Origin of the sequence: Achromobacter sp. GD03932 (assembly GCF_029839485.1) — a bacterium.
Classification (GTDB): Bacteria; Pseudomonadota; Gammaproteobacteria; order Burkholderiales; family Burkholderiaceae_B; genus Achromobacter; species Achromobacter bronchisepticus_A.
The window spans coordinates 24,535-51,395 of record NZ_JAOCAT010000042.1; the positions used below are offsets into that span (position 1 = coordinate 24,535).

Consider the following 26,861-nt stretch of genomic DNA (forward strand, 5'->3'; position numbering starts at 1 on the left):
GAGACTGACTTGAACCATCCCATTCCGAACGTCCGGCTGCAGTACGCGCCCAATCCGGCCTTCGAACCCGCCGCGCCTTACGGCCAACGGCAGCTGGACGTGCTGGGCGGCCAGGCCTATGCGCAGGCCGAGGCGCAGATCCGCCGCTGGCCCGGCTATCAGCCTACGCCGTTGCGCGATCTGTCGGGCCTGGCGCGCGCCGTGGGCGTGGCGGGCATCCGGTACAAGGACGAGGGCGGCCGCTTCGGGCTGGGCAGCTTCAAGGCCTTGGGCGGCGCCTATGCCGTCAGCCGCCAATTGCTGCGGGAATTGGCGGTCAAGCTGGGGCGCGACGATCTGTCGGTGGACGACTTGCTGTCCGGCCGCTACCGGGAGCTGACGCAGGCCATGACGGTGACCTGCGCGACGGACGGCAACCACGGCCGTTCGGTGGCCTGGGGCGCGCAACGCTTCGGTTGCCAGTGCGTGATCTACATCCACGCGACGGTCAGCGAAGGCCGCAAGCGGGCGATCGAGCAATACGGCGCGCAGGTCGTGCGTACGCCGGGGAACTACGACGACTCGGTGCGCCAGGCGGCGCAAGACGCGGCGCGGCTTGGGCGATATGTGGTCTCGGATACGTCGTATCCCGGCTATATGGAGGTGCCCAAGGACGTGATGCAGGGGTACGCCGTGATGGCGGACGAGGCCTTGCGCCAGTTGCGCGAGGCGGGCGATGGCGAATTGCCGACGCACGTGTTCCTGCAGGGCGGCGTGGGCGGGCTGGCCGCCGCGGTCTGCGCGCATTTCTGGGAGCAATTGGGCGAGCGCCGTCCGCGTTTCATCGTGGTTGAGCCGGACAAGGCGGCCTGCCTGTACGAGAGCGCCCGCGCCGGCAAGCCGGTGGCGGTGCACGGCGATCTGGATACCGTAATGGCCGGGCTGGCCTGCGGGGAAGTGTCGCTGCTGGCGTGGGAGGTGCTGCATCCCGGCGCGCAGGCTTTCCTGACGGTTGACGACGAGGCGGCGCTGGAGACGGTGCGTTTGCTGGCAAGCGGCAAGTATGGCGACGCGCCCATCGTCGCGGGCGAGTCGGCCGTGGCGGGGCTGACCGGCTGCCTGGCGGCGCTGGCCGATCCGGCGGTGCGCGATGCGCTGGGCCTGGACGCTGACAGCCGCGTGCTGGTGTTCGGCAGCGAAGGGGCGACCGACCCGGAACTGTATCAACGCATCGTCGGCCGGAGCGCCGCCGAAGTCGAAGCCGAGGCCATGGCATGACTGGCGTCACGCTTGAGGCCGGCCGCGAGGCCGTGCGGATCGATGGCGCCCGCCTGTTGCGCCGCATCGCCGATCTGGCGCAGGTCGGCGCCATCGAGGGCGGCGGCGTGTGCCGCCTGGCGCTGACGGACGCGGACCGGCAGGGACGCGACCTGGTGGTGCAGTGGATGCGCGAACTGGGCCTGGCCGTGACGGTGGACGGCATCGGCAATGTGGTGGGCCTGCGGGCCGGGCGCAAGGCCGGTCCGCCCGTGATGACGGGGTCGCACATCGACACGGTGCGCACCGGCGGCCGCTATGACGGCAACCTGGGGGTGCTGGCGGGGCTGGAAGTGGTGGCGGCGTTGAACGACGCGGGCGTGGTCACTGAAAGGCCGATAGCGGTGGCGTTCTTCACCAACGAGGAAGGCGCGCGCTTTGCGCCGGACATGATGGGCAGCCTGGTGTTCCAGGGCGACCTGGCGCTGGAGGACGCGCTGGCCACGGTCGGCATAGACGGCACCTCGGTGGGTGAGAACCTGGCCCGCATCGGCTATGCCGGGACGGCCCCGGTAGGCAATAACCAGGTGCATGCCTTTGTCGAACTGCATGTGGAGCAGGGGCCGGTGCTGGAACATGAGGGCTACACCATCGGCGCGGTGACGGGCGTGCAGGGCATCCACTGGATCGAGTTCACCGTGCGCGGGGTGTCCAACCATGCCGGCACCACGCCGATGGCGTTGCGCCATGACGCCGGCATCGTGGCGGCGCGCATCGCGTGCTTTGCGCGGGATCTGACCGTCGAGTTCGGGGCGGGCCAGTTGGCGACTGTGGGGCAGGTGAATCTGTTTCCCAACCTGATCAACGTCATCCCCAACCGCGCGACCTTCACGCTGGACCTGCGCAACACCGACGGCGCGGCCTTGCAGGAGGCGATCGCACGCTGCATGACGTATGCGGCGCAGGTTGCTGCGGATGAAGGGGTGGAGCTGAGCCATCGGGTGCTGGCCGATTTTGCGCCGGTGGCGTTCGACGAGGCCATCGTCGGCCGGGTCGAGGACATCGCCCGCAGCCGCGGGCACCGCGTGCGGCGGCTGCCCAGCGGCGCCGGGCACGATGCCCAGATGCTGGCGCGCATGTGCCCGACGGGCATGGTGTTCGTGCCCAGCGTGGGCGGGCTGTCGCACAACGTCGCCGAATTCACGCAGGACCAGGATATCGAGGCGGGCGCCGGCGTGTTGCTGGAACTGATGCTCGAACTCGCAGAACAATGAAACCGTAGGAGACTGAACATGTCACGCATCATCAATGTCGCGGCCGCGCAGTTGGGGCCGATCCAGCGCAGCGACACGCGTCGCGACGTCATCGAGCGCCTGCTCGCGCATCTGCGCCAGGCCCATGCCATGGGCTGCCAGCTGGTGGTTTTCCCGGAGCTGGCGCTGACGACTTTCTTTCCGCGCTGGTACATGGAAGATCCGGCCGAGATCGACGCGTTCTATGAAAGCGAGATGCCCGGTCCGCAGACCCGGGTGCTGTTCGAGACCGCGCGCAAGCTGGGCATAGGCTTTTACCTGGGCTATGCGGAGCTGGCGGTGGAGCAGGGCGTCAAGCGCCGCTTCAACACGTCGATCCTGGTGAACCAGAACGGCGACATCATCGGCAAGTACCGCAAGGTGCATTTGCCCGGGCATGCCGAGCACGAGCCGTGGCGCGCTTTCCAGCACCTGGAAAAGCACTACTTCGAGCCGGGCGACTCGTTCGACGTCTGGCGCGGCTTTGGCGGCGTGATGGGCATGGCCTTGTGCAATGACCGCCGCTGGTCCGAGACCTATCGGGTCATGGGCTTGCAAGGCGCGGAAATGATCCTGCTGGGCTACAACACGCCGGTGCACAACCCGCCGGCGCCCGAGCACGACGACCTGTCCATGTTCCACAACCATCTGGTGATGCAGGCGGGCGCCTATCAGAACGGTACCTGGGTGGTGGGCGTGGCCAAGGCCGGCAAGGAAGAGGGCTGCGAGATGATAGGCGGCAGCTGCATCATCGCGCCGTCGGGCGAGATCGTCGCCGCCTGCTCGACCAAGGGCGATGAGCTGGCGATCGCGCGCTGCGACCTGGATCTGTGCCTGTCCTACAAGAGCACGACTTTCAATTTCGACCGCCACCGGCGTCCCGAGGCTTACGGCCTGATCACGGAACGCAGAGGCGCGGTGGAACCTGCGCCGGAGGCGGCGGTAACCGCCTGACCTGCGGCGCGGCCAGCGCGGACGGTCGATAGACCGTCCGCATAACCGGCCCGGACGTTCCCTTCCCATAAAAAACAGCATGCGGGCGCCCCGAGCGCCTGCAGGGGAGCGTTCGGCCTAAAAAAATACAGACCCCAAGGTGAAAATATGGACCAGTCAGTCGAGAGCATTGCGGCGCCTCCGGTTGCCGCAGACAAGGATCCCCTGGCGGCGCGGGATGATGCGCTGTATCGGAAGGTGGCGTGGCGGCTGCTGCCGTTCTTGATGGTGTGCTACATCGCGGCGTTCCTGGACCGGGTGAACGTCGGCTTTGCCAAGCTGCAGATGCTGGACGACCTGAAGTTCAGCGAAACGGTGTACGGCCTGGGCGCGGGCATTTTCTTCATCGGCTATTTCCTGTTCGAGGTGCCGAGCAATGTGCTGATGCACCGCATCGGCGCGAAGAAGACGCTGGCGCGCATCATGATCCTGTGGGGCATCATCTCGGCCGCCATGGCCCTGACGCAGACGCCGACGCAGTTCTACATCCTGCGCTTCCTGCTGGGGGCGGCCGAGGCCGGGTTCTATCCCGGCATCATCCTGTACCTGACCTATTGGTTTCCGTCGAACCGGCGCGGGCAGATCGTGGCGGTGTTCATGACGGCGGTGCCGTTTGCCGGCATCCTGGGCGGGCCGCTGTCGGGCTGGGTGATGGAGGCGTTCCATGACACGCACGGCATGGCCGGCTGGCAGTGGATGTTCATCATCGAGGCGATTCCTTCGGTGCTGCTGGGCCTGGCGGTGTTCTGGTACCTGGATGACCGCATCGACGACGCGCGCTGGCTGTCGCCCGCGGAGAAGTCGCGGCTGGGCCAGAACCTGCAGAGCGAGAAGACCGCCAAGACCGAGCACGTGTCCATGCTGACCTTGCTCAAGGACAGGCGCGTCGTGCATATGGCGCTGATCTGCTATTGCACGGTGTCCAGCTTGTCGGGCCTGGCGTTCTGGATTCCGTCGGTAATCCGTTCGACCGGCGTGGTGTCGCTGCTGGACATCGGCCTGTTGACGGCGGTGCCGAACGTCTGCGCGGTGATCTCGATGGTGCTGGTGTGCCGCCATTCGGACGCGGTGCGGGAGCGCCGCTGGCACATGATCGTGCCGTTTCTGGTGGGCGGGACGGGCCTGGCGCTGAGCACGCTGTTCAGCCATAACCCGATGCTGGCCGTGGCCATGCTGTCGGTGGCGGCCGCCGGCTGCATGGTGTGCTCGCCCTTGTTCTGGAGCCTGCCGACGGCGTTCCTGGAAGGCAAGAGCGCGGCGGCGGGCATAGCCGGGATCAATTCCTTCGCCGGCTTGGCGGCCTTTGTCAGCCCGTATGCGATCGGCTGGATCAAGGACCTGACCGGCTCGACGGATTGGGGCATGTACTTCCTGGCCAGCTTCACGCTGATCGGGGCGGTGCTGGTGTACCGCGTGCCGAAGAGCCTGGTCAACCGCTAGGCGGCTTCTCTACATCGGCGGGCGCGCCGCGCCCGCCACTTTCAGACAGGAATGATGATGACTCTGGACGTAGTTGCGTTGACCCAGGCCATGGTGCGTATTCCCAGCCTTTCCGGCAAGGAAGGCGAGATGGCGGCGCTGATGGCCGCGACGATGCGCGAGGCGGGTTTCAGTTCGGTCACGACCGATGGCAATGGCTCGGTGCTGGGGCTGATCGGCCCCGCGGACGCGGACGTGGCCTTGCTGTTCGACGGACACATGGACGTGGTGCCGGTGGCGGGCGACTGGCGCTTCGATCCGTTCGGCGCCGAGATCCGGGATGGCCGGCTGTATGGGCGCGGCAGCACCGACATGAAGGGCGGCATCGCGGCGGCGATCTGCGGCGTGGCGCAGGCGGCGCGGGACGGCTTGAAGCGCCGCGTGGCGGTGTCGGCCAGCGTGCTGGAGGAAGTCATCGAAGGGCATGCGCTGGCTTCGGTGCTGGACATCTGCACGCCGCAGGCGGTCGTCATCTGCGAGCCCTCCAAGCTGCAGATCAAGGCCGGCCAGAAGGGGCGGGTGGAACTGCTGCTGACTTTCCACGGTAAGCCGGCGCACGCGGCGACGCCGCATATCGGTGTCAATCCCCTGCACGCGGCGGCCCGGGCGCTGAACGCGCTGGAGAGCCTGTCGCTGCCGCATGACGAGGTGCTGGGCCAAGCGCTGCTGGTGCCGACGGACATCGTGTCGCATCCCTATCCGTCGATCTCCATGATTCCGATTTCGACGACGATACGCTTTGACCGGCGTACCGTGTCGGGCGAACGCCTGGAGGATGTGCTGGCGCAGATCCGCGCGCATCTGGCGGCCCATGGCTTGTCCGATTTCACCCTGCAGGTCAGCGAGGATCAAGTGGCGACCTATACCGGGCAGCACGCCACGCCGCCGCGCTGGTTGCCGGCTTGGCGTTGCGATGCGGAGGCCGGGTTATTGCAGGCTGCGCGCGCGGCCGTCAGCGCCAGCGGCCGGGATCCGGTGGTGGGCAGTTGGGCGTTCTGCACCAATGGCTCGGAATCGGCCGGACGCCGCGGCATTCCGACGATAGGGTTGGGGCCGGGCAACGAGGAAGATGCGCACACGATCGACGAGTCCATCGCGTTGGAGCAGTTGGAAGGCGCGCGCGACATCTACCGGAATCTGGTGCGCGCCGTCTGCGGTTAGGGCGTTTGCATGCCGGGCAGGCGCGCCAGCCGGTCATTGAGGAAGTCGATCAACAGCCGTGCCCGCAGCGACTGGTAGCGGCGCGACGGGTAGATGAGGAAAGCCTCCTGCGGCGTGGCGCTCCATTTGGGCAGGACGCGCAGCAGTTCACCGCTGGCGATCAGGTCCTGCACCAGCCAGGCAGGGCAGAGTCCGATGCCGGCGCCCATGGCCAGGCTTTCGCGGATGGCCAGGGCGTTGTTGACACGGAAGCGCCCTTGGGTCTGGACCGTGGCGAGGGTGGCGCCCTGGTGCAGTTCCAGGGTGTCGCCGGCAGCCAGCCAGGCAAAGCGCACGTACTCGTGCGCGGCCAGATCGCGGGGCGCGCGGGGCTTGCCGCGCTGTGCCAGGTAGGAGGGGGCGGCCACCAGGTAGCGCGGCGACATGGCCGCCTTGCGGGCGATGGCGTTGGGCGGCAGGTTGCCGCCCAGGCGCAGCGCCACGTCCACGCCTTCTTCCACCAGGTCCACGAACCGGTCGTTCAGGATCAGTTCGACCTGGATGTCGGGATATTCGTCCAGGAATTCGCGGACCAGCGCGTTCAGGCGGAACTGGCCCAGCGCCACGGGCGCGTTGATGCGCAGGAAACCGGCGGGCTTTTCGGTCTGGCCGCGGGCGTCGGCGACGGCCTCGGAGTATTCCTCCAGCACGCGGGTGGCGCGTTCGTAGAAGCGTTTGCCTTGTTCGGTGGGCACGACGCGCGTGGTGCTGCGTTCCAGCAGCCGCACGTTCAGGTCCTTTTCCAGCGCGGCGACGATCTTGCTCAGGGCAGGCTGGCTCAGCGCTTGTTCGCGGGCGACGGCCGACAGGGTGCCCAGCTCCACGGCGCGGACGAAGGCCCGCATGGCGCGCAGGGTGTCCATGGTCATTCCTTTTTGGAAGAAGTGGTATGCAGTTTAGGGTTCTACCGGTGGAATTGAGAAGAACCTATCGTGACGTCACTTTCTCTTTTTCTGGAGTCGTCATGAATCGCTTCAATCTTCATTCCCTGGTTTCGGCCGTTGCGTTGGCCGGCGGCCTTGCGGTCCTGGCCCCGTCCGCCGCCATCGCGGCGCGGCCTTCTGTTCAAGCCGATGCCGCGCGTTCCAACTGGGTCAGTTCCTGGTTCGCCAGCCCGCAACCGCTGTGGGAGGATTCCTTCGTGCTGCCCACGGAAATGCCGGCCGAATTGCGCGGCCAGACTCTGCGCCAGACCTTGATGCTCAGCGTGGGCGGACCGCGCTTGCGGGTGGTGTTGTCCAACCGCTATGGCACGCAGCCCCTGGAGATCGGGGCGGCCAGCGTGGCGCTGGCCTCGGGCCAGTCCAAGATCCGTCCGGCGTCCAGCCGCGGGCTGGCCTTTGGCGGTCGGCCGAGCGTGACGGTGGCGCCGGGGGCGCAGGTGGTCAGCGATCCCGTGGACCTGCCGGTATCCGCGCTGGCCGAACTGGCCGTCAGCCTTTACTTCCCCCAGGCGACGCCGGTGACGACCTTCCATTGGGGGGCGCAGCAGACCGGCGCCCTGGTCCGGGGCGATGCCACGGTGGCGGCGGAGCTGCCTGATGCGCAGGCGCTGCAAGGCCGGGCCTTCCTGGCGGGGATCTGGGTCGAAAGCCCGTCGCGCGCGCCGGTGGTGGTGGCGTTTGGGGATTCCCTGACCGATGGCAACGGCTCGACGCCGGGGGCCAACCGCCGCTGGCCGGATTTCCTGGCGCGCCGCCTGGCCCCGCAGGGCATGGGCGTGGCCAATGCAGGCATTTCGGGCGCGCGGGTCTGGGGCGACAAGATGGGGGTGAACGCGATGGCGCGCTTCGATGCCGACGTGCTGTCGCAGCCGGGCGTGCGCACGGTGGTGATGATGATGGGCATCAATGACATCGGCTGGCCGGACAGCGGCTTCGCGCCGGCGGACGCGCCCATGACGGCCGCAAGATTGACCGAGGGCTACCGGCAGCTGGCGGAGGCCGCCCGCCTGCGCGGCGTGCGCATCGTGGGCGGCACCATTGCGCCGTATGAAGGTTCGCTGCATGGCACGCCGTTGTCGGGCCACTACAACCCGGCCAAGGACGCGGTGCGGCGGGAGGTGAACCGCTGGATCCGCGAAAGCGGCGTGTTCGACGCGGTGGTGGATTTTGACGCGGTGCTGCGCGATCCGGCGCATCCGGCGCGGCTGCTGCCCGCGTATGACTCGGGCGACAACCTGCATCCCAACGATGCCGGCTACCAGGCCATGGCGCAGGCCTTGGATATGGCCACGCTGTTCGGCGATTGAGAAGCGTCCGGGACGGTTAGTGGAAATTGCGGCTCTGGGTGTTCAAGTCGCCCAGCAGCTCGGACAGGTCCACCAGCCGTTGCGCGATCAGGTGGCGCACGCCGTCCACGCTTTGCCAGGACCCGTAGACGCCCAGCAGCGAGGCCCCCAGCAATTCGCGGCGCTGGCGTTCGATGAGTTCCGTACGCACGACCACGTTGACGGGACCGGTCTCGTCTTCCAGGGTGACGAAGATCACCCCCTTGGCAGTCTGCGGGCGCTGGCGCACGGTGACGATGCCGCAGGCGCGCGCGACGCGCTTGTCGGGGTAGCCGTTGAGCACCGAGGCGGGCTGGAAGTTGCGCGCCGCGAGCTGGGGGCGCAGCAAGGCCACGGGGTGGCTGCGCAGCGTCAGGCCCACGCTGCGGTAGTCGGCCGCCACGGTCTGGCCTTCGGAAGGGGCGGACAATTGCGGCGCCTGGGTTTCCTGGATGGCGGCGTCGCGCAGCAGGTCGCGGCTCTGCACGCTGGCGGCCGCTTCCCAGCTGGCCTGGCGGCGATGGCCGGCCAGGGTGCGCAGGGCGTCGCCGGCCGCCAGCGCGTTGAGGTCATGGCGGGTGAGCGCGGCGCGGCGGGCCAGGTCGCCGGTGTCGGCAAAGGGCGCGGCGGCGCGCGCGTCTTCGATGCGCCGGGCGGCGTCCTCGCGCATGCCCTGGATCAGGCTCAGCCCCAGCCTGACGGCGGGGCGGGAGCCGTCGGTGGCGGGCGCGTGCGGATGCGCGGTCCGGCGGGCGCCGGGGTGGCCTTCGGGCAGGGTTTCCAGGGCCGAGTTCCAGCCGCTGACCGTCACGTCCGGCGGCAGCACGCAAACGCCGTGGCGGCGGGCGTCCTGCACCAGTTGCGCGGGGGCGTAGAAGCCCATGGGCTGGGAGTTGAGCAGGGCGGCCAGGAAGGCTTCGGGCTCGTGCCGCTTGAGCCACGAACTGGCGTACGCCAGCAGCGCGAAGCTGGCGGCATGGCTTTCGGGGAAACCGTATTCGCCGAAGCCTTCGATCTGGCGGAACAGCGCCTCGGCGAAATCCAGTTTGTAGCCGTGGGCCAGCAGGCCGCCGACCAGCTTGGTACGGTACTTGTCCACGCCGCCCTTGCGCTTCCAGGCTGCCATGGAGCGGCGCAACTGGTCGGATTCGCCCGGCGTGAAGCCCGCGGCCACCACGGCGATCTGCATGACCTGTTCCTGGAAGATGGGCACGCCCATGGTGCGGCTGAGCACGCCGCGCACTTTTTCGCTGGGATAGGTTTCGGGCTCCTTGCCCTGGCGGCGGCGCAGGTAGGGATGGACCATGCCGCCCTGGATCGGGCCTGGGCGCACGATGGCCACCTGCACCACCAGGTCGTAGTATTCGCGCGGACGCAGGCGCGGCAGCATGGTCATCTGGGCGCGGGATTCGATCTGGAACACGCCTACGGTGTCGGCGTCGCAGATCATGTCGTAGGTGGGCGCGTCGCTGGGGGGAATGTCCTGCAGCCGCAAGGGCTGGCCGCGGCGCTGGCCGGCCAGTTCCAGCGTGCGACGCAGTGCCGACAGCATGCCCAGCGCCAGCACGTCCACTTTCAGCAGGCCCAGCGCGTCCAGGTCGTCCTTGTCCCATTGCACGACGCTGCGGTCCGCCATGGCGGCGTTTTCGATGGGCACCAGGCGCGACAGCTTGCCGCGTGAAATCACGAAGCCGCCGGGATGCTGCGACAGGTGGCGCGGAAAGCCCATCAGGGTCTGCGCCAGCGCCGCCCACTGCCGCGCCACCTGCGATTCGGGGTCCAGTCCGCAGGCGCCCAGCGTGCGCAGCATTTCTTTCTTGCCGTCCCACCATTGGTGGGCGCGCGCCACGGCGTCGATGACGCCCGCGTCCACGCCCAGCGCGCAGCCGGTATCGCGCAGCACGCTGCGCGGCCGGTAGGAAATGACCACGGCGGTGAGCGCGGCGCGTTCGCGGCCGTATTTGCGGTAGATGTACTGGATGACTTCTTCGCGGCGCTGGTGCTCGAAGTCCACGTCGATGTCGGGCGGCTCGTTGCGTTCCTTGCTGATGAAGCGTTCGAACAGGTTGTTGCCGCGCACCGGATCCACTTCGGTGATGCCCAGGCAGTAGCAGACCGCGGAGTTGGCGGCGGACCCGCGGCCCTGGCACAGAATGCCTTCGCCGCGGGCGTACTGGACGATGTCGTAGACCGTGAGGAAATAGGCTTCGTAGTGCAGGTCGGTGATCAGCGCCAGCTCTTTTTCGATCTGCGTGGTGACGCTGTCCGGCGTGCCGGAAGGAAAGCGGCGGGCGGCCCCGGCCAGGGTTTCCTGGCGCAGATAGGTGGCCGGCGTGTGGCCGCGCGGAATGATCTCGTCCGGGTATTCGTAGCGCAGCTCGTCCAATGAGAAGGCGCAGCGGCGGGCTATGGCCAGCGTCTGGGCCAGCGCTTGCGGCGGGTACAGGTTGGCCAGGCGCATGCGCGTGCGCAGGTGCTGTTCGGCGTTGCCGGACAGTTCGTAGCCGCACTGCGATACGGGCTGGCGGGTGCGAATGCCGGTCAGCGTGTCGTGCAGCGGTTTGCGCGAGCGCAGGTGCATCTGCACCTGGCCCAGCGCCACGATGGGCAGTTCCGCGGCCTGCGCGGCGTGTTCGACCGCGGCGCGGTGCAGGTCGTCGCGCGAGCGGTGCAGCAGGGTCAGTCCGACCCAGGCGCGGTGGGGGAAGACGCGCGCCAGCCAGCGCGCCTGCTCGGCCATGCGGTCGGCGTCGGTGCCGTAGGCGGGGCTCAGGATGGCCAGGCATTCGGGCAGGTGGCGCAGATGGGCGTGGCCCGCGGGCGGGTGGGTAAGGTCTTCGGGCGCCAGCTGGTATTCGCCCTTGGGGGCGCGGGTGCGGGCCAGGGTGATCAGTTCGGACAGGTTGCCGTAGCCCTCGCGCGTCTGCGCCAGCAGGGTCAGGCCCAGCGGCGCGGCGTCGGGCGCGGCGCGCAGTTGGAAGGTGGCGCCGATGATGAGCGGCAGCTTGCGGGTCTTGGCTTCGACGTGGGCGCGGACCACGCCCGCCAGCGAGCATTCGTCGGTGATGGCGAGCGCGGCGTAGCCCAGTTCGGCGGCGCGTTCGACCAGTTCCTCGGGGTGCGAAGCGCCCTGCAGGAAAGAGAAATTGGACTGGCATTGCAGCTCGGCGTAACCGGGCAGCTGCGCCAGGAGGCCGGGGGTGTCGTCGTCCATGCGCATGACGCTTCAGGCGTAGAGCCCATGCAGGAACCAGCGGGCGTGCTCGTCGTCGCGCTCGCGGTAGATCCAGTAGCGCGCGGCGGCGGCGTCCTCGGCGACGAAATAGTCGCGCACCGTCAGGGCCGGGTCCCACCAGCCGCTTTCGATGCGTTCGGGGCCGCGCATCAGGCGCAGCGCCTGGCCGCCGTATTGCGGCCGGTGGCCGGAAAGCTTCAAGGGGAGCGGCGGGTCCAGCAGCCAGAAGGGGCGGTCCAGCAGGGCGGGCAGGGGCGCGGGACGTTGGGGCGGCGACAGCGCGTCGCCCCAGGCGTTGGCGGCCTCGGGGCGGTGGTCGGGAACCGGGTGGGCGTGGCGCACCTGGTCGCGGCCCAGCCGCGCCACCAGCAGGTCCAGCAGCCGGGCATGGTCGGCGGGCGTGCCGCCGGGCTCGGGGAACAAGGTAGTGCTGGCGGCGGGCTGTTCCACCGTGTCGGGCGCCAGCAGCGCCACGGCGATCACGGGCGCTTCCAGCGTGAAGCGGGCCAGCTTTTCCCGCAGCAGGTGGAGGATCTGCGGCGCCTGCCAGACCGGCTGGGCCAGGGCCAGTTCCAGTTCGGTGGGCGGCCGGGCGTGGCGGCCGCGTTCGTGTTCCATGCTGAGCACCACGCGGCGCACCGCCAGTTGCCGGGCGCTGAGCCAGCCGCCCAGCTGTTCGGCCAGCCGGCGCGCCACCGCCAGCACCGCGTCGGTGTGCTCGACGTAGTCGGTGAGTTCGATGCGGCGCGAGAACTGGTGCGGCGGCTCGATCCAGCGGTGGAGCTCGGGCGCCAGGCCGTAGGCGGCGTCCAGGGCCTGCAGCAGTTCGGGCGCGCTGCGCCGCTGCAGGCCCGCGCGCGGCAGGGCGCGCAGGTCCGCCAGGGTATGGCAGCCGATGTCGTCGAGCCAGTCGCGGCGGGCCTGCGCCTGCGGCAGCAGGGCCAGCGGCAGTGCGTCCAGCCGCCGGGTCAGCGTGGGCAGCGTCAGGGTGCGCCGGGGTGCGCGCCGGCCGGGGCTGCGCGCCAGCAGCCAGGCGCCGGCGGCGGTCGGCGCCATGCCTAGCGAGACGCGCAGGTCCAGGGCGCGCAAGGTGGCGGCGACCCGCCGGTGCAGCGCCTTCGGACCGCGGAAGAGCATCAGGCTGGCGCTTACGTTCAGCAGCAACGTGTCGCCGTCGGCCAGGGCGATTTCGGGTGTGTATTGCAGCAGCGCCAGCGCCGCGCCCTGCAAGGCTTCGGACTCGGCCAGGACATCGCGGGGCAGCAGCTCGACCTCGGGGGCGATGGCGGCCGCGCCCGCGCGGCGCATGCCCGGCTTGACCCCGGCGCGGCGGGCGGCGGGCGTCAGGGCGGCGACGCGTTCCTGTTCCAGGACCGCGAACGCCTGCCCCTCAAGCGGCCAGTGCGGGCGCAGTGCGTCCAGCGGCAGGCAGCGCAGGAAGGCGGCGATCCAGAGGCGCATGGCGGGGAGAAACAGGTGTGGTGGCGCCCGGTTCCAGGCCCACGTATAGCGGCGTATCGCAGGCGGGCCCGCGGCGCTTCAGGATGTGGACGGACAAGCCGCCCGCGGCCGGCGCGAGCGCCAGCCGCAAGGGCGCGGGCGTGGCGTTTTGCGCCGCGCTGCTGGGGCGCACCGCGATGAACAGCAGGTCGCTGGCCTGGGCGGCCAGGTGCAGGCGGCGCAGGGATTCGGGGCGCACATGGGGCAGCCAGCAGATCAGGGCGCCGCAGCTGCCGTTCTTCAGGATCTGTTCGGCGGCCCAAAGCGCGTCCACGGGTTTTTCCGGCGCCACCCAGAGCAATTGGCGCGGATCCAGCCGCCAGCTCATCCAGCTGGCGATGTGGGGCGCGTGCGGCGGCTGCACCAGCGCGATGGCGCGGCGGGTTTCCAGCTGGGCCAGCGCCGGACGCAGCAGGCGGATTTCGCCGATGCCGGGGTGCGGCACCAGCAGTTCGGTCAGCGAACCCAGCGGCCAGCCGCCGTCCGGCAGCTCGGGCGAAAGCGCGGCATGCCCGGTGGGCAGGGTGCGGGCGGCGCCTTGAGCCAACTGGGTGGCGCGCCACAACGCGGGATGGATACGTTCTGGGGACTGCATGGCGATCGGTTCCGGCTTGCGGGGACCCGGGGTAGTGGCCGATGCGTCATTATAGCTGTATATATATACAGTATTTAAAAGGGGCAGAGCGCGCCGCGAATAGTTTTGCGCCGGTAACGCGGTAGCCCAAAAGAAAACCCGCCCGTACACCTTTCGATGCAGAGGAGCGGGCCGTGTTGAACACGATTTTAGCCGCTTCAGGCAGGCGGATCGCAATCAAGCGCGGGCGTTCTGCGCAGTAGATACCGAGGCCTCCACACCCGCCGCGCGATCCAGATCCAACCCATAAAACCGCATATCCTCGTACCGGATCCAGTGCGACTTGCGCACCAGCCGGTGGCCGATCCACAAGGCCAGGAACAGCGGGATCGCCAGGTAGGTGGAGATCACGCCGATCCAGTCGATGCGGTCTTGCAGGAAGGCCTGGTAGTTCTGGCCCAGCGTGACCGCCAGGCACAGGACGAAGGCCAGCAGCGGGCCGAAGGGGAACAGGCCGGCCTTGTAGGGCAGGTCGGCGGTGTCGTAGCCGTGCTTCACATAGCCCTGGCGGAAGCGGTAATGGCTGACCGCGATGCTCAGCCAGACGATGAATTCGGTCATGCCGGCGAAGTTCAGCAGCCAGATGTAGACGGCCTTGGGGCTGTACACCAGGCTGAACAGGCACAGGCAGGCCAGCAGCGCGGTGGCCATCAGCGCGTACAGCGGCACGCCGCCGCGGGTGACGCGCCGGAACAGGGCGGGCGCCTGGCCCTCCACCGCCATGTTGAACAGCATCCGCGTCGCCGCGTACATGCCGGAATTGCCGGCCGACAGCACCGAGGTCAGGATCACGGCGTTCATCACGGTAGCCGCCGACAGCAGCCCCGCGTGCTGGAACACCAGCGTGAAGGGGCTGACCGCGATGTCTTCCACTTCGTTGCGCAGCAGCTGCGGGTCGGTATAGGGCAGCAGCAGGCCGATGATCAGGATGGCCAGCACGTAGAACAGCAGGATGCGCCAGAACACGTGGTTGATCGCGCGCGGCACGTTGCGGCGGGGATTCTCGGATTCGCCGGCGGCCACGGCCACCAGTTCGGTGCCCTGGAACGAATAGGCCACCACCATCGCCACGCCCACCCAGGTGGCCGCATTGCCCACGAAGGGCGCGTCGCCGACCGACCAGTTGACCAGGCCCACGGGCGTGCCGCTGTGGATGATGCCCACCAGCATCGCCAGCCCGACGCCGATGAAGCACAGCACGGCCACGACCTTGATGATGGCGAACCAGTACTCGGCTTCGCCGAAGCTGCGCGCCGAGAAGGCATTCAGCCCGAAGGTCAGGGCCAGGAAGGCCACGCTCCATATCCAGCCGGGCGTATCGGGGAACCAATAGGCCATGACCAGTTGCGCGGCCACCACGTCCACCGCCACCACCGTGGCCCAGCTGATCCAGAAGTTCCAGCCCAGCGCGAAGCCGAAGCCGCCGTCGACGTAGCGCGAGGCATAGGTGCAGAAGGAACCCGATACCGGCATGAAGGTGGCCAGTTCGCCCAGGCTGGTCATGATGAAGTAGACCATCAGGCCGATGGCCAGGTAGACCAGCAGCGCGCCGCCCGGGCCGGCCTGGGCGATGGCGGCGCCGGAGGCCACGAACAGGCCGGTGCCGATGGCCCCGCCCAACGCTATCATCGTGAGGTGGCGCGCCTTGAGCACGCGATGCAGCTGGTTCTGGCCGGCAGGCGTGGCGCCGGATTCTGTTGTCGGAGTTTGCATTACTGGGGTAGGAAGTTGCCGCGGCGGCGGACCATCAGGCACGGGCGTGCGGGCCTGCCCGCCAGGCAATGCCGCGCAAGCCAGCCGGTCCGTGGCGGTGCGGCAAAGGTTGCTTCAAGGCGCGCATTTTACAATGCGGCTATTCCGGGGCCGTTCGGCGGCCCCAGCCAGCACGGAGCAGTTTCATGGCGTCTTCCACTTCTATCGAGTTTCTTCCCAACGCCGGCGTCGACGTGCGCCAGCTGTTTATCCTGCTGCACGGCGTGGGCGGCACCCCCGACGACATGGAGCCGTTGGCAAAAGCGGTGCGCGCGGCGTTCCCCAGCGCGGCGGTGCTGGTGCCCCAGGGGTTCGAGCCCTACGACGGCGGCGGCGACGGCCGGCAGTGGTTCTCGGTGCGCGGCGTGACCGAGGAAAACCGCCCGGAACGCGTGGCGCGGGCCTTGCCGCCCCTGGAAAACTATGTGCGCGAGGCGCAGGCGCGTTTCGGCCTGCTGCAGTCGGACACGGCGCTGGCGGGCTTTTCGCAGGGCGCCATCATGGCGCTGGAACTGGTGCAGGCGCACGACGGCATCGCCGGCCGCGTCATCGCCTTCTCGGGCCGCTACGCCCAGATGCCCAAGCTCGCGCCGCAGTTCACCACGCTGCACCTGCTGCACGGCGCCGCCGATCCGATCATGAACGTGGAGCTCATCCAGGCCGCCCAGGCGCGCCTGACCGAGCTGCACGGCGACTCGACCATCGACATCGCGACCCAGGTGGGGCACGCATTGCACCCGGCGCTGATCGAGCGCGCCATCGTGCGCTTGAAGACCTGCGTGCCGTTGCGCAGCTGGGAGGCCGCGCTGGGTCTTAACCAGACGCCGCCCGACGGCACCCCGGTGCATTGATCATTTTTCCCAGCCGCCGCCCAGCGCCAGGAACAGCGCGATCTGGTCGCTGCTGAGGTCGGCCTGCGAAGCCGCCAGCGCGCTTTCGTTGCTGGCCAGCGTGCGCTCGGCATCCAGCACGGTCAGGTAGTCGGTCTTGCCGTACTGGAACAGGCGGCTTGCCTGCGAGGCGGCCTCGGCGCTCTGGTCGCGCGCGGCGCGCAAGGCGGTGTCGCGATCCAGTTGGCGCGCGTAGACCACCAGCGCGCTCTCCGTTTCCCGCAGGGCATTCAGCACGGTGGCGTCGAAACGCGCCGCCGCGGCCTTGGTGCTGGCCTGCGCCTCGGCGATGCGGGCCTGCGCGGCGCCGGTGTTGGGTATGGTCCAGGAGATCAGCGGACCGACGCTCCAGCTGAAGGTGCCGCGGTCGCCGAACATGGCAGCCGGGCCGCCCGAGGCCGCCGACAAGCCCAGCGAGATCTTCGGATACAGGTCCGCGGTAGCCACGCCGATGCGCGCGGTGGCCGCGGCCAGCGTGCGTTCGGCCTGGCGGATGTCGGGACGGCGGCGCAGCAGTTCGGCGCCGTCGCCCACGGGGATGGTTTCGGTCAGGCGCGGAGCCTGGGCGCATTGCAGCAGCGCGGGCGGGATTTCGCCCGGCGTCTGGCCGGTCAGCGCCGCCAGGCGGTACAGCGCGGTGCGCTGCTGGGCCTGGAACGGCGGCAGGTTGGCCTGCAGCTGTTCAAGCTGGCTGCGGGCGCGGGTCACGTCCAGCGTGGTGCCGCGGCCGGCGCGTTGCAGCCGGTCCACCGCGTCCAGCGATTGCTTCTGCACCTGCACCGAATGCTGGGCCGAAGCCAGCTGCATGCCGGCCGCGCACATATTGGCGTAGGCCCGGGCGGTCTCGGCGGCCACGGTGACGCGGGTGGCGTCATAGGCGGCCTGCGCGGCCTGCTCGTCGCCGCTGGCCGCTTCCACGGCGCGGCGGATCTGGCCGAACAGGTCCAGCTGGTATGCCACGCTGGCGCCCATGGAGTAGGACCAGCGGTTGGGCGGATCGATGCCGGGCTGCAGTTCCTGCAGGCCGGACACGTGGCCGAAAGTGGGCGAGGCATTGACGCCGATGGACGGCTGCTGCTGCGCCTGCGCTTCGCGCACGGCGGCCTGGGCGCGTTCCAGGTTGGCGCTGGCCACGCGCAGGTCGGTGTTGGCGGCCAGGGCTTTTTCCACCAGACCATCCAGCACGGGATCGTCGTACAGGCGCCACCAGTGGCCAGGCACCGCATCCTGCCGGAACGCCGCCTCGCGCGCCTGCGTGAAGGGCGCCTGCGCGCTCTGCCGCTCGGCCGCCGATCCGGCGGGCACCTGGTAGTCCGGGCCCACGGCGGCGCATCCGGCCAGCGCAAGGGCCAGCGTAAGAGGCAGGAGGTATCTGGTGTTCATGGCGGTTACGGCTGTGCGTCGATAAGAGAGTAGGGGTGGAAGAAAGGAACGATCAGGACGGCTGGCGCGCCCCGGCCTGCGAGTGGGACGGGCCGGAATCCACCGACACGGTGGCGGTTTGTCCCGCCACCAGGCGCACGCCTGCGGGCACGTCGTCGATCTTCACGCGCACCGGGATGCGCTGCGCCAGGCGGACCCAGTTGAACGTGGGATTGACGTTGGGCAGCAGGTTGGCGCCGGTGCTGCGGTCGCGGTCGGCGATGCCCATGGCAATGCTCTCCACGTGGCCGCGGATATGGTGCGAATCGCCCATCAGCGTCACGGTGACGGGGTCGCCTTCGTGGATACCAGGCAGCTTGGTTTCCTCGAAATAGCCTTCGACGTAGAACGAACTGGAATCCACCAGCGCCATCACGCCGCGGCCAGCGGTGGCGTAGGAACCCGCGCGCAGGTCCAGGTTGGTGATGCGGCCGTCATTCACCGCCAGCACGCGGCTGCGTTCCAGGTTCAGGCGTGCGGTATTGAGCTGCACTTCGGCCTGGGCCAGCGCGGCTTCGGTCTGCTGCAGCTTGGTCTGGCTTTGTTCCAGCGCCTCGGCGGCCACCAGTTGGCCCAAAGAGCGGTTGCGCTTGGCGTCGCGCACGGCCTGGTCGCGCGCCACTTGCGCGGAACGCACCGAGGCCTGGGCCTGGTCGTAGGCCAGCTGGAAGCGCGCGCGGTCGATTTCGAACAGCACGTCGCCGGCCTTCACGTCCTGGTTGTCGTGCACCGGCACGCTGGTCACCAGGCCGGAGACATCGGGCGCGACCTGCACCACATAGGCCTTGACGCGGCCGTCGCGGGTCCAGGGTTCGACTTCATAGTGCACCCAGAGCTGCCAGCCGGCGTAGGCGGCCGCGGCGACGACGACGGCGGTCACCGCGAACTTGCCGATGGCTGCGGGGCGCAGGGCGTTGGGGAGTTTCATGCTTATCTCTGGAGTAAATAGGGGGAAATGAGGGATACGCCGTACAGCAGCACCACGAACAGCGCCAGGTCGAACAGCGCGGGGTGCCACACCAGGCGGTACAGCCCGGCGCGGGCCAGCACGCGTCGCACTGCCCAGGCCACGCCCAGGGTCACCACGCCGAGCACCAGCAGCCAGGGGAAATAGACGCCGTAGAGATTGAATTCGCCGATCATGATGCTTGGCCCTCCAAGGTGGGATGGGCGGGTTGGTAGTCGGGCGCGTCGGGGAAGAAGGCGCGGCGCAGGCCCACCAGCGCGACCACGGCGCGGTCGCGGGCGGCGGCGCCCGGGGGCGTGGCCGTCACGCTGGCCAGCGCACGGTCGATCTGCGCCAGGAACTCGGGCGTCTTTTCGCCGACCTGCCAGGCCGAGCGCGCGTGGAAGAATTTCGCCAGTCCGTCCAGCACTGGCTGGATGGCGGGTTCCGCCATGGGCAGGTGACGCCGGGCGCGCTGCAGTTCGGTGATGTCGCGGCCCACGCGCAGGTCTTTCAGCGCGTCGGCGGCGACCAGGTCGTCGGGCCGCTGGGCCAGCGCCAGACGCGGCTGCAACAGGCCAATGCGGTCCAGCATGCGGGCGGCGTAGGTGTGGCGCGAAGGCGCGCGCGGCGAGCTTGCCAGGGTTTCCAGTTCCTTCCAGTTGGCGGCCTGGATGCGGCGTGCGCTCCAGTCGGCGCTGACGGTGCGGAAGATGGCGGCGATGATGGCCGCGGTGGCAACGCCCATGCACTGCGCGACCTGCGTGTCGATGAAGGACACGATGTCGGCGGTGTTGGTGTCCTGCAGCGCCATGGTGCCCAGGAAGCCGAACAGCATCGCCATGGCCTTGCCGGCGGTGGCGGGCCGGGCAATGAAGATGCCCAGCACGAAGGTGGTGGGCAGCATGGCCAGGGCCAGCATCTCGAACGAATGCAGGGCGGGCATGATGCCCAGCAGGTACAGCGCCGACAGCGGAATCGAATACACCGTGTAGGTCAGGAACTGCATGATGCCGGGGACCGGATTGTCCTGCGACGCGAAGAAGCAGCTGAAGATGGCGGCCATGAGCGCGGCGGTGGCGCCGTTGCTCCAGGCCGTGCCGATCCAGAAGGCGCAGCAGACCGAAATGGCCACGCCGGCGGCCAGGGCCGACAGCAGCGCCATGCCGCGGTCGCGGTGCAGCGCGGTGTTGGGCGCGGGATTGGAGCGCGGCGCGCGTAGCGGCGCGCCCGCCAGGCCTGCGCGGATCTCGCGGCGCAGCGCCAGGCATTCGTCATAGGTGTCGACCAGTTCGCGCAAGCGCGTCATCAGGCTGGCCAGCAGCACCTCGCGCCAGCTGGAGCGGCTGTCGATGTCGGGCGTGAGGCGGGTGGCGGCGGCGCGCAGTTGGACCGCGGTCTCGTGGGTGGCCTGGGCGCCGGCGTTGATCCATTCGGAGATGTCGGCGAGCAAGGCCGTGACGGCTTCCGGCAGTGGCTGGCCGCCGGCCTGCAGGGCGCGCATGCGGTCTTCCACGGCGGACACGGTGGGCGTCAATGCCGCGATCTGGTCCTGCATGGCGCGCACCGCGCCCGAGGTCCAGCGCAGGTTGCTGGTGTCGAAAGGCACGTGGGTGGACATCAGGCGCAGCTGCGTGATGTCGTTGGCCAGCACGCGGCGGTCGCGGTCCTTCTGTTCGGTGGCCTGGCCGCTGAGCGTGTCGTGCATCCAGTTGCGGGCGTCGCGCACGGCCTTGTCCAGCATCAGCGTCAGGGCCGGGGCCAGGCCGCGCGGCAGCACGATGCTGTGGATCAAGGTGGCGCAGACGATGCCCAGGCTGATTTCCTCGACGCGGGCGAGGGCGGTGTCGAACACCTGGGCGGGGGCGGTCACGCTGGGAAAGCCGATCATGGCGGCGGTATAGCCCGCCAGCATGAAGAGGTACGAACGCGGCGTGCGGTCCAACACCGACAGGTACAGGCAGGCGCCCACCCACAGCACCATGGCGGCGGTCATGACCACCGGGGAATTCGATAGCCGCGGCACCAGGTAGACGGTGGCGGCCGAGCCGAAGAAGGTGCCGGCCAGGCGGTACAGCGCCTTGGAGCGCACCGCGCCCGACCAGGGTTGGGCCACGACGTAGGCCGTGGTCATGGCCCAGAACGGACGCGGCAACCCCATGCTGTAGGCCAGGTAGAGCGCCATGATGGCGCTCAGGTAGCTCTTGAGCGAGAAGATGGATTCGCGGACGTTGGGGAGTTTCACGCTTGTTCGTCCTGTGGCTGGGTGCCGGCGCCGCCGCGGCCCAGGGTGACTTTCAGGCTGTCGAAGACCCGCAGGCAGGCTTGCAGGTCGGCTTCGCTCACGCCCCGGAACAGGCGGCGGCGCAAATCGACCAGCACATCCTCGACCTTGGCGCGCAGCGCCTGGCCGGCGTCGGTCAGGTGCAGGGTCTTGGCGCGGCGGTCGTGCGGGTCTTCGCGGCGTTCCATCAGGCCTGCGGCGACCAGGTGGTCCAGCACCCGCACCAGCGAGGGGCCTTCCACGCCCAGCGCCTCGGCCAGCGCGCCTTGGCGCACGCCGTCTCCCAGGCGGCCGGCCAGGATCACGGGCCAGGCGGTGGCCTGGGACAGGCCGTAGTCGGCCAAGGCCTTGTCGGCGGCGCCGCGATAGGCGCGCGACAGGACCATCAGGGCGGAGGTGGTGGCCATGAGCTGGGAGTCGGTGGGCGTGTTCATGGAATAGATTGTATCCTATCTATTAGCTTACTAATAATTGAAAATGGCGATTATCTCCATGGATTTTCTCAATCGGGAAAATAGAGGACGGTTGTTCCAGCTATGGAAAACCAGGGACAGCGTTCTGGGATTCTCGGCGTCGCGGGGAGCGACGCGGGCGCGGCGGCGGCGGCCGCGCCCCGGCGTTCAGCCGTTGCAGTCCGCCCAGCAGTTGGGCGTTTCGTACAGGCGCACGCGGGTCAGGCGCAGTTCGGCGCCATAGTGGCCGTGATAGTGCGGGGCCAGGGTCTGGAAGACGATGGCGGCCAGGTTTTCGGCCGTCGGGATGCGGTCCAGCACCACGGTCTTGTGGCCGGGCAGGCTGTCCAGGAAGCCGCGCACGGCGGCGTCGCCCTCGTACACCAGGAAGGCATGGTCCCAGACGTCCACGATGTGGGTCTTGGCGATGTGCTTGATCTCGGAGAAATCCATCAGCATGCCGTTGTCGGATTCGCCGGGCGCCTGCACCACGTCGCCGGTCAGGGTGATCTCCAGCACGTAGCGGTGGCCGTGCAGGTTGCGGCACTGGCTGCGGTGGTCGGGAATGCGGTGGCCGGCGTCGAATTCCAGCCTGCGGGTCACGGAAATCATGGCGCGCTCCGCAGGGGGCTAGGGTGAATCATGGAATGCCTATGTATTTGTGGGTCTGCAGGCTGAGCCGCCATTGCGGATGCTGCATACAGTACTGGACGGCCTGTTCGGTGTTGGCCGCGCGCGCGGGGCCGTCCATGGGTTGCAGGAAGAAGTGGTCGAAGTCCAGGTGCGCGAAGGCTTCGGGCTGCGCGTTGGCTTGCGGATAGACCAACTTGAGCTCGTCGCCGCGCTCGAGGACCACGGGCGCGGTGCCCTTGGGGCTGACGCAGATCCAGTCGATGCCGGCCGGCGGCTTGATGGTGCCGTTGGTTTCGATGGCCACCGTGAAGCCGCGCGCGTGCACCGCGGTCAAGAGCGGCGCGTCCAGTTGCAGCAGCGGTTCGCCGCCGGTGAAGACCACGTAGCGGTCGTTGGCGCCGGGGCCCCAGGCCGCGGCGATGGCGTCGGCCAGCAGTTCGGGCGTGGCGAACTTGCCGCCGCCGTCGCCGTCGGTGCCGATGAAGTCGGTGTCGCAGAAGGTGCAGGCGGCGCTGGCGCGGTCGCTTTCGCGGCCGGTCCAGAGGTTGCAGCCGGCAAAGCGGCAGAAGACCGCCGCACGGCCTGCGTGGGCGCCTTCGCCCTGCAGTGTCTTGAAGATTTCTTTGGCGGAGTAAGTCATGGTGGTGCCGGCGGTCGGATAAGGCCGGACCCCGGATAAATCAGGCAAAAGCGCATTATTTTACTTTGCGCGGCGCATCTATACTTGCGGGCTATGTTTCACGTCCAAGATTCCATCTACCTGGATGAACGCGATCTCGCGTTCACCATGATCCGCGCCCAGGGCGCGGGCGGCCAGAACGTCAACAAGGTGTCCAGCGCCGTGCACCTGCGTTTCGACGTGCGAGCCTCCAGCCTGCCCGAGGAAATCAAGGAAGCGCTATGCGCCCTTAGCGATCACCGCGTCTCCAAGGACGGGGTCATCGTCATCAAGTCGCAGACGTTCCGCAGCCAGGAAAAGAACCGCGCCGAAGCCATCGAGCGCCTGATCGCCATGGTGCGCGCGGCGGCGCGCACCGACAAGCCGCGCCGCCCGACCAAGCCCACCCGCGCCTCGCAACGCCGGCGCGTGCAGCGCAAGGTGCTGCACGGCGAGGTCAAGCGCTTGCGGGGGCGGGTCCAGGGGGATTGAGGGGGGCCCGCGTGAGGGCGGCCCGCGGCCCGGCCTGGGCGCGGCTGTGCAGGCGCTGCCGGAACAGGTCCGCCATGGTGGCCGCCGCCAGCGACAGTGGCGTTCCCCGCAGCGTCATGATGCCGATGCTGGCGACCGGCATGGGCGCCTCCGTGCGGATCTGGCTGGCTTCGGCGCCGTAGGGCGGGATCTCGAGCATGCCCGCCGGGCAGACGATCAACGCGTCGCTGCGGACCATCAGGTTCCACATTACGCCGAACGTATCGCAATCGATGACGCGTTCGGGCGATTGCAGGCCGTTTGCGCGCAAGCCTTGCAGAAAAGCGTCGGTGTGGCTGCCGCCCGAGGTGTTGAGCAGCCATTCGCAGCCCGCGATGTCTTGCCAACGCGTGGCGCCCGCCAGCGGATGACCGCGGCGGCAGGCGACCATGAATTCCAGCGGCCGCAGTTCCTCGAAATCGAATTCCTGCCCGCCATGGTTCCCGGCCATGCCGGATGCCAACGCGAAATCCAATGAGCCGTTGCGCAATGCCGGCAGCACGGCGGCCAGCAGGCCTTCCGAGACCTTGAGCTTGGCCGCGGGCATGCTCTGCCTGAAATCGTTCAGCACGTCGGGCAGCACGCTCAGCATCACCATGGGCGTCACGCCCACCGCCACCCGCGCCTGGGCGCCGCTGAGCAGTTGGCGGATGTCCTGGCGTGCCAACGAGAGCTGGGCCTGGGCAAGCTGCGCCCGCACCGTCAGGTGTACGCCGCACTCGGTGACCTCGATGCCCTGGGGGCTGCGCGTGAGCAGCGGCGCTTCCAGTTCCGTTTCCAGTTCCTTGATGGCCTTGGTCACGGCGGCCTGGCTCAGGTGCAGGCTGCGCGCCGCAGCCCGGATGCTGCGCAATTCGGCGACCTTCAGCCAGGCCCGCAGATGGTGGTCTTTCATATGCCTTCCCCGATGGTGACAACTGCTAGTTGTCACCTTAACAAAGAAATAGCCTTATGCGCAGCGCGGGCGATCTCTAAGCTTCACGACGACCAGACCATGCAGTCCCGTACTTCAGGAGCAAGCCATGCAGATCTTTCCCCGTCGTGTACGCCAGACCCTTTCACTGTGTTTTGCCTTGCTGGGCGCGGCAGGCGCCGGCGCGGCGCAGGCGGATTGGCCCCAACGGCCGGTCAAGCTCATCGTGCCGTATGTGGCGGGGTCCGGTCCGGACGTGGTGCTGCGCCCGATCGCGGACGCCCTGGGGCGCGAACTCGGCCAGCCGGTGATCGTCGACAACCGCGGCGGGGCGGGGGGCATCGTCGGCACCCAGGCGCTGGCCGCGGCGGCGCCGGACGGCTACACCATCGGTTTCGGCAACCTGGTCACGCTGGCGATCAACAAGAGCATGTATTCGAAGCTGCCTTACGACCCGCAACGCAGCCTTGCGCCCATCAGCCTGGCCATCAGCAATGCCCTGGTGCTGATCGCCCGCAACGACTTCCCGGCAAGCAATGTGCAGGGCCTGGTCGACTATGCCAGGCAGCATCCGGGCAAGGTCAGCGTCGGCTCGTTGGGCGTGGGATCGAGCGCCCATCTGGCCGGAGAAATGCTCAAGAGCGAGACGGGCACGACCATGCTGCACGTCCCGTACAAGAGCGGCCAACAGGCGGTGGGCGACATCGTGGGCGGGCAGCTTGACGTGATGATCGACAACGTCGCGGGCGTGCTGCCCTTCATCCGCTCCGGCCAGGTCAAGGTGCTGGGGGCGACCAGCCTGGCGCGCGTGCCTGTCCTCTCGGACGTGCCCACCCTCGACGAATCCGGCTTGAAGGGCTTCGAAGTGGTGTCCTGGGGCGGCATCGTCGCGCCCGCCGGTACGCCCAAGCCCATCATCGACAAGCTCAATCGCGCCATCGCCAAGGCGCTGCAGGACCCGGCGGTGCTCAAGCTCAACGAAACGCTGTCCGTCGACGCGACGCCGTCCACGCCTGAACAGTTCGCCAACCTCATCGCCACCGAGATCCCGCGCTGGGGGGAGATGGTCAAGCGCTCCGGCGCGTCGGCCGACTGAGCGCGTTCAGCACCCGCGTTCAACACCATAGGGAGCCATCATGACGAACGAACTCTGGCGCTGGAGCGCCGTCGACCTGGCCCAGGCCATCCGCAAGCGGGAAGTTTCCAGCCGGGAAGCGGTGCAGAACTGCCTGCAACGGGCGGAACGGCTCAACCCCATCTTCAACCCGCTCACCGAGATCTGCGCCGACCAGGCCCTGCTGGCGGCCGACGTCGCCGACGCCGCGGTGCGCGCGGGCGCGCCGCTAGGCATCCTGCACGGCGTGCCGGTGACGATCAAGGCCAATGCAGATCTGGCCGGATCGGCCACCACCAATGGCGTCGTCGCGTATCGGGACCTCATCGCAAGCGAGAACAATCCCGCCGTCGACAACTGGCTCAAGGCCGGCGCCGTGGTGATCGGCCGCAGCAACGTTCCGGCATTCTCCTGGCGCTGGTTTTCGGACAACGACCTGCATGGCCGCACCGTCAATCCGTTCGACGCCGCGCGCACGCCGGGCGGCTCCAGCGGCGGCGCGGCCGTCGCCGCAGCCCTGGGCATGGGGCCGCTGGCGCACGGCAGCGACCAGGGCGGATCGATCCGCTACCCGGCCTACGCCTGCGGCGTGGCGGGGCTGCGGCCGTCGCAAGGCCGGGTGCCGGCCTACAACGCCAGCCAGAAGTCGGAGCGCCCGGTGGCTTCCCAACTGGCCGCGACCCAGGGTCCCTTGGCACGGAACATCGCCGACCTGAGACTCGGGCTGGAGGCCATGTCGGCGGGCGATTCCCGCGATCCGTGGTGGGTGCCTGCGCCGCTGGACCTGCGCCAGCCCGGGGACTGCCGGCGGGTGGCGCTGTTCTGCGGCACCTCGGCCTTCAAGCCCGATCCCGCCGTGCTGGACGCCTTGCTGCGCGCCGCAAAGTACCTGGAAGACGCGGGCTACATCATCGAAACGGCAGCGCCGCCCCGTTTCGAGGAAGCGGCCGAGCTATGGCGCAACGTATTGATGAACGAAGCGTCCGGCTCCATGGGCCGCGAAATCGAGCGCGCCGGCGACGCTGCGATACAGCGCGCGTATCGCAGCATGCTGGCGCACACCGCGCCGCTGGACAAGGACGGCCTGGTCCAGGCGCTGGCGCTGCGCACCACGATACTGCGGGAATGGGGCGGGTTCTTCGACCGCTATCCGCTCGTGCTCATGCCGGTGTCGTTCGAGCTTCCATTCGCCATTGACCAGGATCAGCAAGGCGACGCAGCCATGGGCGACATGCTGCGCGCGCAGAGCCCGCTGGTCTCGACCGCGATACTGGGCTTGCCCGGCCTGTCGGTCCCTGTGGGCCTGGCGGACGGCGTGCCGATGGGCGTCCAGCTGGTGGCGGGGCGGTTCCGGGAAGACTTGTGCCTGGCCGCGGGCGAAGCCATCGAGGCGCGCGCGGGGTGGTCGGTGCAGGATAGGCTCTTGGC

The 26,861-nt window shown here is 68.7% G+C and carries 23 protein-coding genes; 10 read left to right on the forward strand and 13 right to left on the reverse strand.

All coding sequences use genetic code 11. The features are described from left to right. Positions 1-9: 9 nt before the first annotated feature. The 5 genes from N5C88_RS28345 to N5C88_RS28365 all read left to right on the forward strand — a co-directional run bounded on the left by N5C88_RS28345 (position 10) and on the right by N5C88_RS28365 (position 6,161). A complete protein-coding gene (locus N5C88_RS28345) occupies positions 10-1,257 on the forward strand; it encodes a diaminopropionate ammonia-lyase (RefSeq protein WP_280016680.1) in 1,248 nt (415 codons plus the stop codon). Then, the gene (locus tag N5C88_RS28350) at positions 1,254-2,510 is read left to right on the forward strand and encodes a M20 family metallo-hydrolase (RefSeq protein ID WP_280016681.1); all 1,257 of its coding nucleotides are present in this window, start codon (positions 1,254-1,256) and stop codon (positions 2,508-2,510) included. Before N5C88_RS28345 ends, N5C88_RS28350 begins: the two co-directional genes overlap by 4 nt. Positions 2,511-2,528: 18 nt before the next feature. Next, positions 2,529-3,482, forward strand: a complete 954-nt coding sequence (locus N5C88_RS28355; RefSeq protein ID WP_280016682.1) for an N-carbamoyl-D-amino-acid hydrolase — start codon at positions 2,529-2,531, stop codon at positions 3,480-3,482. Between the two features lie 147 nt (positions 3,483-3,629). Then, positions 3,630-4,961 carry an MFS transporter gene (locus N5C88_RS28360; RefSeq protein WP_088140813.1) on the forward strand — a complete coding sequence of 444 codons (1,332 nt, stop codon included), beginning with the start codon at positions 3,630-3,632 and terminating at the stop codon, positions 4,959-4,961. Between the two features lie 51 nt (positions 4,962-5,012). Then, positions 5,013-6,161 carry a YgeY family selenium metabolism-linked hydrolase gene (locus N5C88_RS28365; RefSeq protein WP_280016683.1) on the forward strand — a complete coding sequence of 383 codons (1,149 nt, stop codon included), beginning with the start codon at positions 5,013-5,015 and terminating at the stop codon, positions 6,159-6,161. Here N5C88_RS28365 and N5C88_RS28370 read toward each other — a convergent pair. Then, complete coding sequence (locus N5C88_RS28370; RefSeq protein WP_280016684.1) at positions 6,158-7,063, reverse strand: LysR family transcriptional regulator; 906 nt, start codon at positions 7,061-7,063, stop codon at positions 6,158-6,160. The two genes, N5C88_RS28365 and N5C88_RS28370, sit on opposite strands and share 4 nt — an antisense overlap. Before the next feature lie 101 nt (positions 7,064-7,164). Between N5C88_RS28370 and N5C88_RS28375 the strand changes: the two genes are divergently transcribed. Beyond that, positions 7,165-8,451: an SGNH/GDSL hydrolase family protein gene (locus N5C88_RS28375; protein WP_280016685.1), complete on the forward strand. Its 1,287-nt coding sequence runs from the start codon at positions 7,165-7,167 to the stop codon at positions 8,449-8,451. A gap of 16 nt (positions 8,452-8,467) precedes the next feature. Here the strand turns inward: N5C88_RS28375 and N5C88_RS28380 are convergent, their stop codons facing one another. The 4 genes from N5C88_RS28380 to N5C88_RS28395 all read right to left on the reverse strand — a co-directional run bounded on the left by N5C88_RS28380 (position 8,468) and on the right by N5C88_RS28395 (position 15,551). After that, positions 8,468-11,689 (reverse strand): error-prone DNA polymerase, encoded by a 3,222-nt coding sequence (locus tag N5C88_RS28380; RefSeq protein ID WP_280016686.1) that lies wholly within the window; start codon positions 11,687-11,689, stop codon positions 8,468-8,470. Positions 11,690-11,695: 6 nt separating this feature from the next. Then, complete coding sequence (locus tag N5C88_RS28385) at positions 11,696-13,165, reverse strand: DNA polymerase Y family protein (protein ID WP_059380010.1); 1,470 nt, start codon at positions 13,163-13,165, stop codon at positions 11,696-11,698. Next, positions 13,095-13,799, reverse strand: coding sequence for a translesion DNA synthesis-associated protein ImuA (gene imuA / locus N5C88_RS28390; RefSeq protein ID WP_059380011.1), 705 nt, complete (start codon positions 13,797-13,799; stop codon positions 13,095-13,097). The genes N5C88_RS28385 and imuA overlap by 71 nt, the downstream gene beginning before the upstream one ends. Positions 13,800-14,015: 216 nt before the next feature. After that, on the reverse strand, positions 14,016-15,551 hold the full coding sequence (locus N5C88_RS28395; protein ID WP_280016687.1) for an amino acid permease: 1,536 nt from the start codon (positions 15,549-15,551) through the stop codon (positions 14,016-14,018). Between the two features lie 185 nt (positions 15,552-15,736). On the opposite strand from N5C88_RS28395, the gene ypfH reads away from it, so the two are divergent. Further along, positions 15,737-16,441, forward strand: a complete 705-nt coding sequence (ypfH, locus tag N5C88_RS28400; protein WP_118932087.1) for an esterase — start codon at positions 15,737-15,739, stop codon at positions 16,439-16,441. Here the strand turns inward: ypfH and N5C88_RS28405 are convergent, their stop codons facing one another. The 7 genes from N5C88_RS28405 to queE all read right to left on the reverse strand — a co-directional run bounded on the left by N5C88_RS28405 (position 16,442) and on the right by queE (position 22,857). Continuing rightward, the gene (locus tag N5C88_RS28405) at positions 16,442-17,863 is read right to left on the reverse strand and encodes an efflux transporter outer membrane subunit (RefSeq protein WP_059380014.1); all 1,422 of its coding nucleotides are present in this window, start codon (positions 17,861-17,863) and stop codon (positions 16,442-16,444) included. A gap of 52 nt (positions 17,864-17,915) precedes the next feature. Beyond that, positions 17,916-18,830 carry an HlyD family secretion protein gene (locus N5C88_RS28410; RefSeq protein ID WP_280016688.1) on the reverse strand — a complete coding sequence of 305 codons (915 nt, stop codon included), beginning with the start codon at positions 18,828-18,830 and terminating at the stop codon, positions 17,916-17,918. A 2-nt stretch (positions 18,831-18,832) separates the two neighbouring features. Further along, positions 18,833-19,045 (reverse strand): DUF1656 domain-containing protein, encoded by a 213-nt coding sequence (locus N5C88_RS28415; protein ID WP_013394149.1) that lies wholly within the window; start codon positions 19,043-19,045, stop codon positions 18,833-18,835. Then, on the reverse strand, positions 19,042-21,093 hold the full coding sequence (locus tag N5C88_RS28420; RefSeq protein ID WP_059380016.1) for an FUSC family protein: 2,052 nt from the start codon (positions 21,091-21,093) through the stop codon (positions 19,042-19,044). Before N5C88_RS28420 ends, N5C88_RS28415 begins: the two co-directional genes overlap by 4 nt. Further along, positions 21,090-21,566 carry a MarR family transcriptional regulator gene (locus N5C88_RS28425; protein ID WP_059380017.1) on the reverse strand — a complete coding sequence of 159 codons (477 nt, stop codon included), beginning with the start codon at positions 21,564-21,566 and terminating at the stop codon, positions 21,090-21,092. Before N5C88_RS28425 ends, N5C88_RS28420 begins: the two co-directional genes overlap by 4 nt. A gap of 186 nt (positions 21,567-21,752) precedes the next feature. Further along, the gene (gene queD, locus N5C88_RS28430; protein WP_013394146.1) at positions 21,753-22,196 is read right to left on the reverse strand and encodes a 6-carboxytetrahydropterin synthase QueD; all 444 of its coding nucleotides are present in this window, start codon (positions 22,194-22,196) and stop codon (positions 21,753-21,755) included. Between the two features lie 28 nt (positions 22,197-22,224). Next, on the reverse strand, positions 22,225-22,857 hold the full coding sequence (queE, locus tag N5C88_RS28435) for a 7-carboxy-7-deazaguanine synthase (protein WP_059380018.1): 633 nt from the start codon (positions 22,855-22,857) through the stop codon (positions 22,225-22,227). Between the two features lie 93 nt (positions 22,858-22,950). Between queE and arfB the strand changes: the two genes are divergently transcribed. Continuing rightward, on the forward strand, positions 22,951-23,367 hold the full coding sequence (arfB, locus tag N5C88_RS28440; RefSeq protein ID WP_059380019.1) for an alternative ribosome rescue aminoacyl-tRNA hydrolase ArfB: 417 nt from the start codon (positions 22,951-22,953) through the stop codon (positions 23,365-23,367). Here arfB and N5C88_RS28445 read toward each other — a convergent pair. After that, the gene (locus N5C88_RS28445; protein ID WP_280016689.1) at positions 23,333-24,301 is read right to left on the reverse strand and encodes a LysR substrate-binding domain-containing protein; all 969 of its coding nucleotides are present in this window, start codon (positions 24,299-24,301) and stop codon (positions 23,333-23,335) included. The genes arfB and N5C88_RS28445 overlap by 35 nt on opposite strands. A 127-nt stretch (positions 24,302-24,428) precedes the next feature. Between N5C88_RS28445 and N5C88_RS28450 the strand changes: the two genes are divergently transcribed. Together N5C88_RS28450 and N5C88_RS28455 are read left to right on the forward strand one after the other, a co-directional pair. Further along, positions 24,429-25,415, forward strand: a complete 987-nt coding sequence (locus N5C88_RS28450; RefSeq protein ID WP_059380020.1) for a tripartite tricarboxylate transporter substrate binding protein — start codon at positions 24,429-24,431, stop codon at positions 25,413-25,415. 40 nt (positions 25,416-25,455) lie between these two features. Beyond that, positions 25,456-26,861 (forward strand): amidase family protein (locus tag N5C88_RS28455; RefSeq protein WP_280016690.1); only part of this gene is annotated, 1,406 nt, incomplete at its 3' end.

Bases quoted from the DNA above. Each gene is read 5' to 3' on its own strand.
- arfB (WP_059380019.1), top strand. From the start codon at position 22,951: ATGTTTCACGTCCAAGATTCCATCTACCTGGATGAACGCGATCTCGCG.
- N5C88_RS28415 (WP_013394149.1), bottom strand. From the start codon at position 19,045: ATGATCGGCGAATTCAATCTCTACGGCGTCTATTTCCCCTGGCTGCTG.
- queD (WP_013394146.1), bottom strand. From the start codon at position 22,196: ATGATTTCCGTGACCCGCAGGCTGGAATTCGACGCCGGCCACCGCATT.
- N5C88_RS28355 (WP_280016682.1), top strand. From the start codon at position 2,529: ATGTCACGCATCATCAATGTCGCGGCCGCGCAGTTGGGGCCGATCCAG.
- N5C88_RS28370 (WP_280016684.1), bottom strand. From the start codon at position 7,063: ATGGACACCCTGCGCGCCATGCGGGCCTTCGTCCGCGCCGTGGAGCTG.
- N5C88_RS28395 (WP_280016687.1), bottom strand. From the start codon at position 15,551: ATGCAAACTCCGACAACAGAATCCGGCGCCACGCCTGCCGGCCAGAAC.
- N5C88_RS28360 (WP_088140813.1), top strand. From the start codon at position 3,630: ATGGACCAGTCAGTCGAGAGCATTGCGGCGCCTCCGGTTGCCGCAGAC.
- N5C88_RS28405 (WP_059380014.1), bottom strand. From the start codon at position 17,863: ATGAACACCAGATACCTCCTGCCTCTTACGCTGGCCCTTGCGCTGGCC.
- N5C88_RS28425 (WP_059380017.1), bottom strand. From the start codon at position 21,566: ATGAACACGCCCACCGACTCCCAGCTCATGGCCACCACCTCCGCCCTG.
- N5C88_RS28375 (WP_280016685.1), top strand. From the start codon at position 7,165: ATGAATCGCTTCAATCTTCATTCCCTGGTTTCGGCCGTTGCGTTGGCC.
- N5C88_RS28445 (WP_280016689.1), bottom strand. From the start codon at position 24,301: ATGAAAGACCACCATCTGCGGGCCTGGCTGAAGGTCGCCGAATTGCGC.
- queE (WP_059380018.1), bottom strand. From the start codon at position 22,857: ATGACTTACTCCGCCAAAGAAATCTTCAAGACACTGCAGGGCGAAGGC.
- N5C88_RS28450 (WP_059380020.1), top strand. From the start codon at position 24,429: ATGCAGATCTTTCCCCGTCGTGTACGCCAGACCCTTTCACTGTGTTTT.
- N5C88_RS28350 (WP_280016681.1), top strand. From the start codon at position 1,254: ATGACTGGCGTCACGCTTGAGGCCGGCCGCGAGGCCGTGCGGATCGAT.
- imuA (WP_059380011.1), bottom strand. From the start codon at position 13,799: ATGCAGTCCCCAGAACGTATCCATCCCGCGTTGTGGCGCGCCACCCAG.
- N5C88_RS28410 (WP_280016688.1), bottom strand. From the start codon at position 18,830: ATGAAACTCCCCAACGCCCTGCGCCCCGCAGCCATCGGCAAGTTCGCG.
- ypfH (WP_118932087.1), top strand. From the start codon at position 15,737: ATGGCGTCTTCCACTTCTATCGAGTTTCTTCCCAACGCCGGCGTCGAC.
- N5C88_RS28380 (WP_280016686.1), bottom strand. From the start codon at position 11,689: ATGCGCATGGACGACGACACCCCCGGCCTCCTGGCGCAGCTGCCCGGT.
- N5C88_RS28365 (WP_280016683.1), top strand. From the start codon at position 5,013: ATGATGATGACTCTGGACGTAGTTGCGTTGACCCAGGCCATGGTGCGT.
- N5C88_RS28385 (WP_059380010.1), bottom strand. From the start codon at position 13,165: ATGCGCCTCTGGATCGCCGCCTTCCTGCGCTGCCTGCCGCTGGACGCA.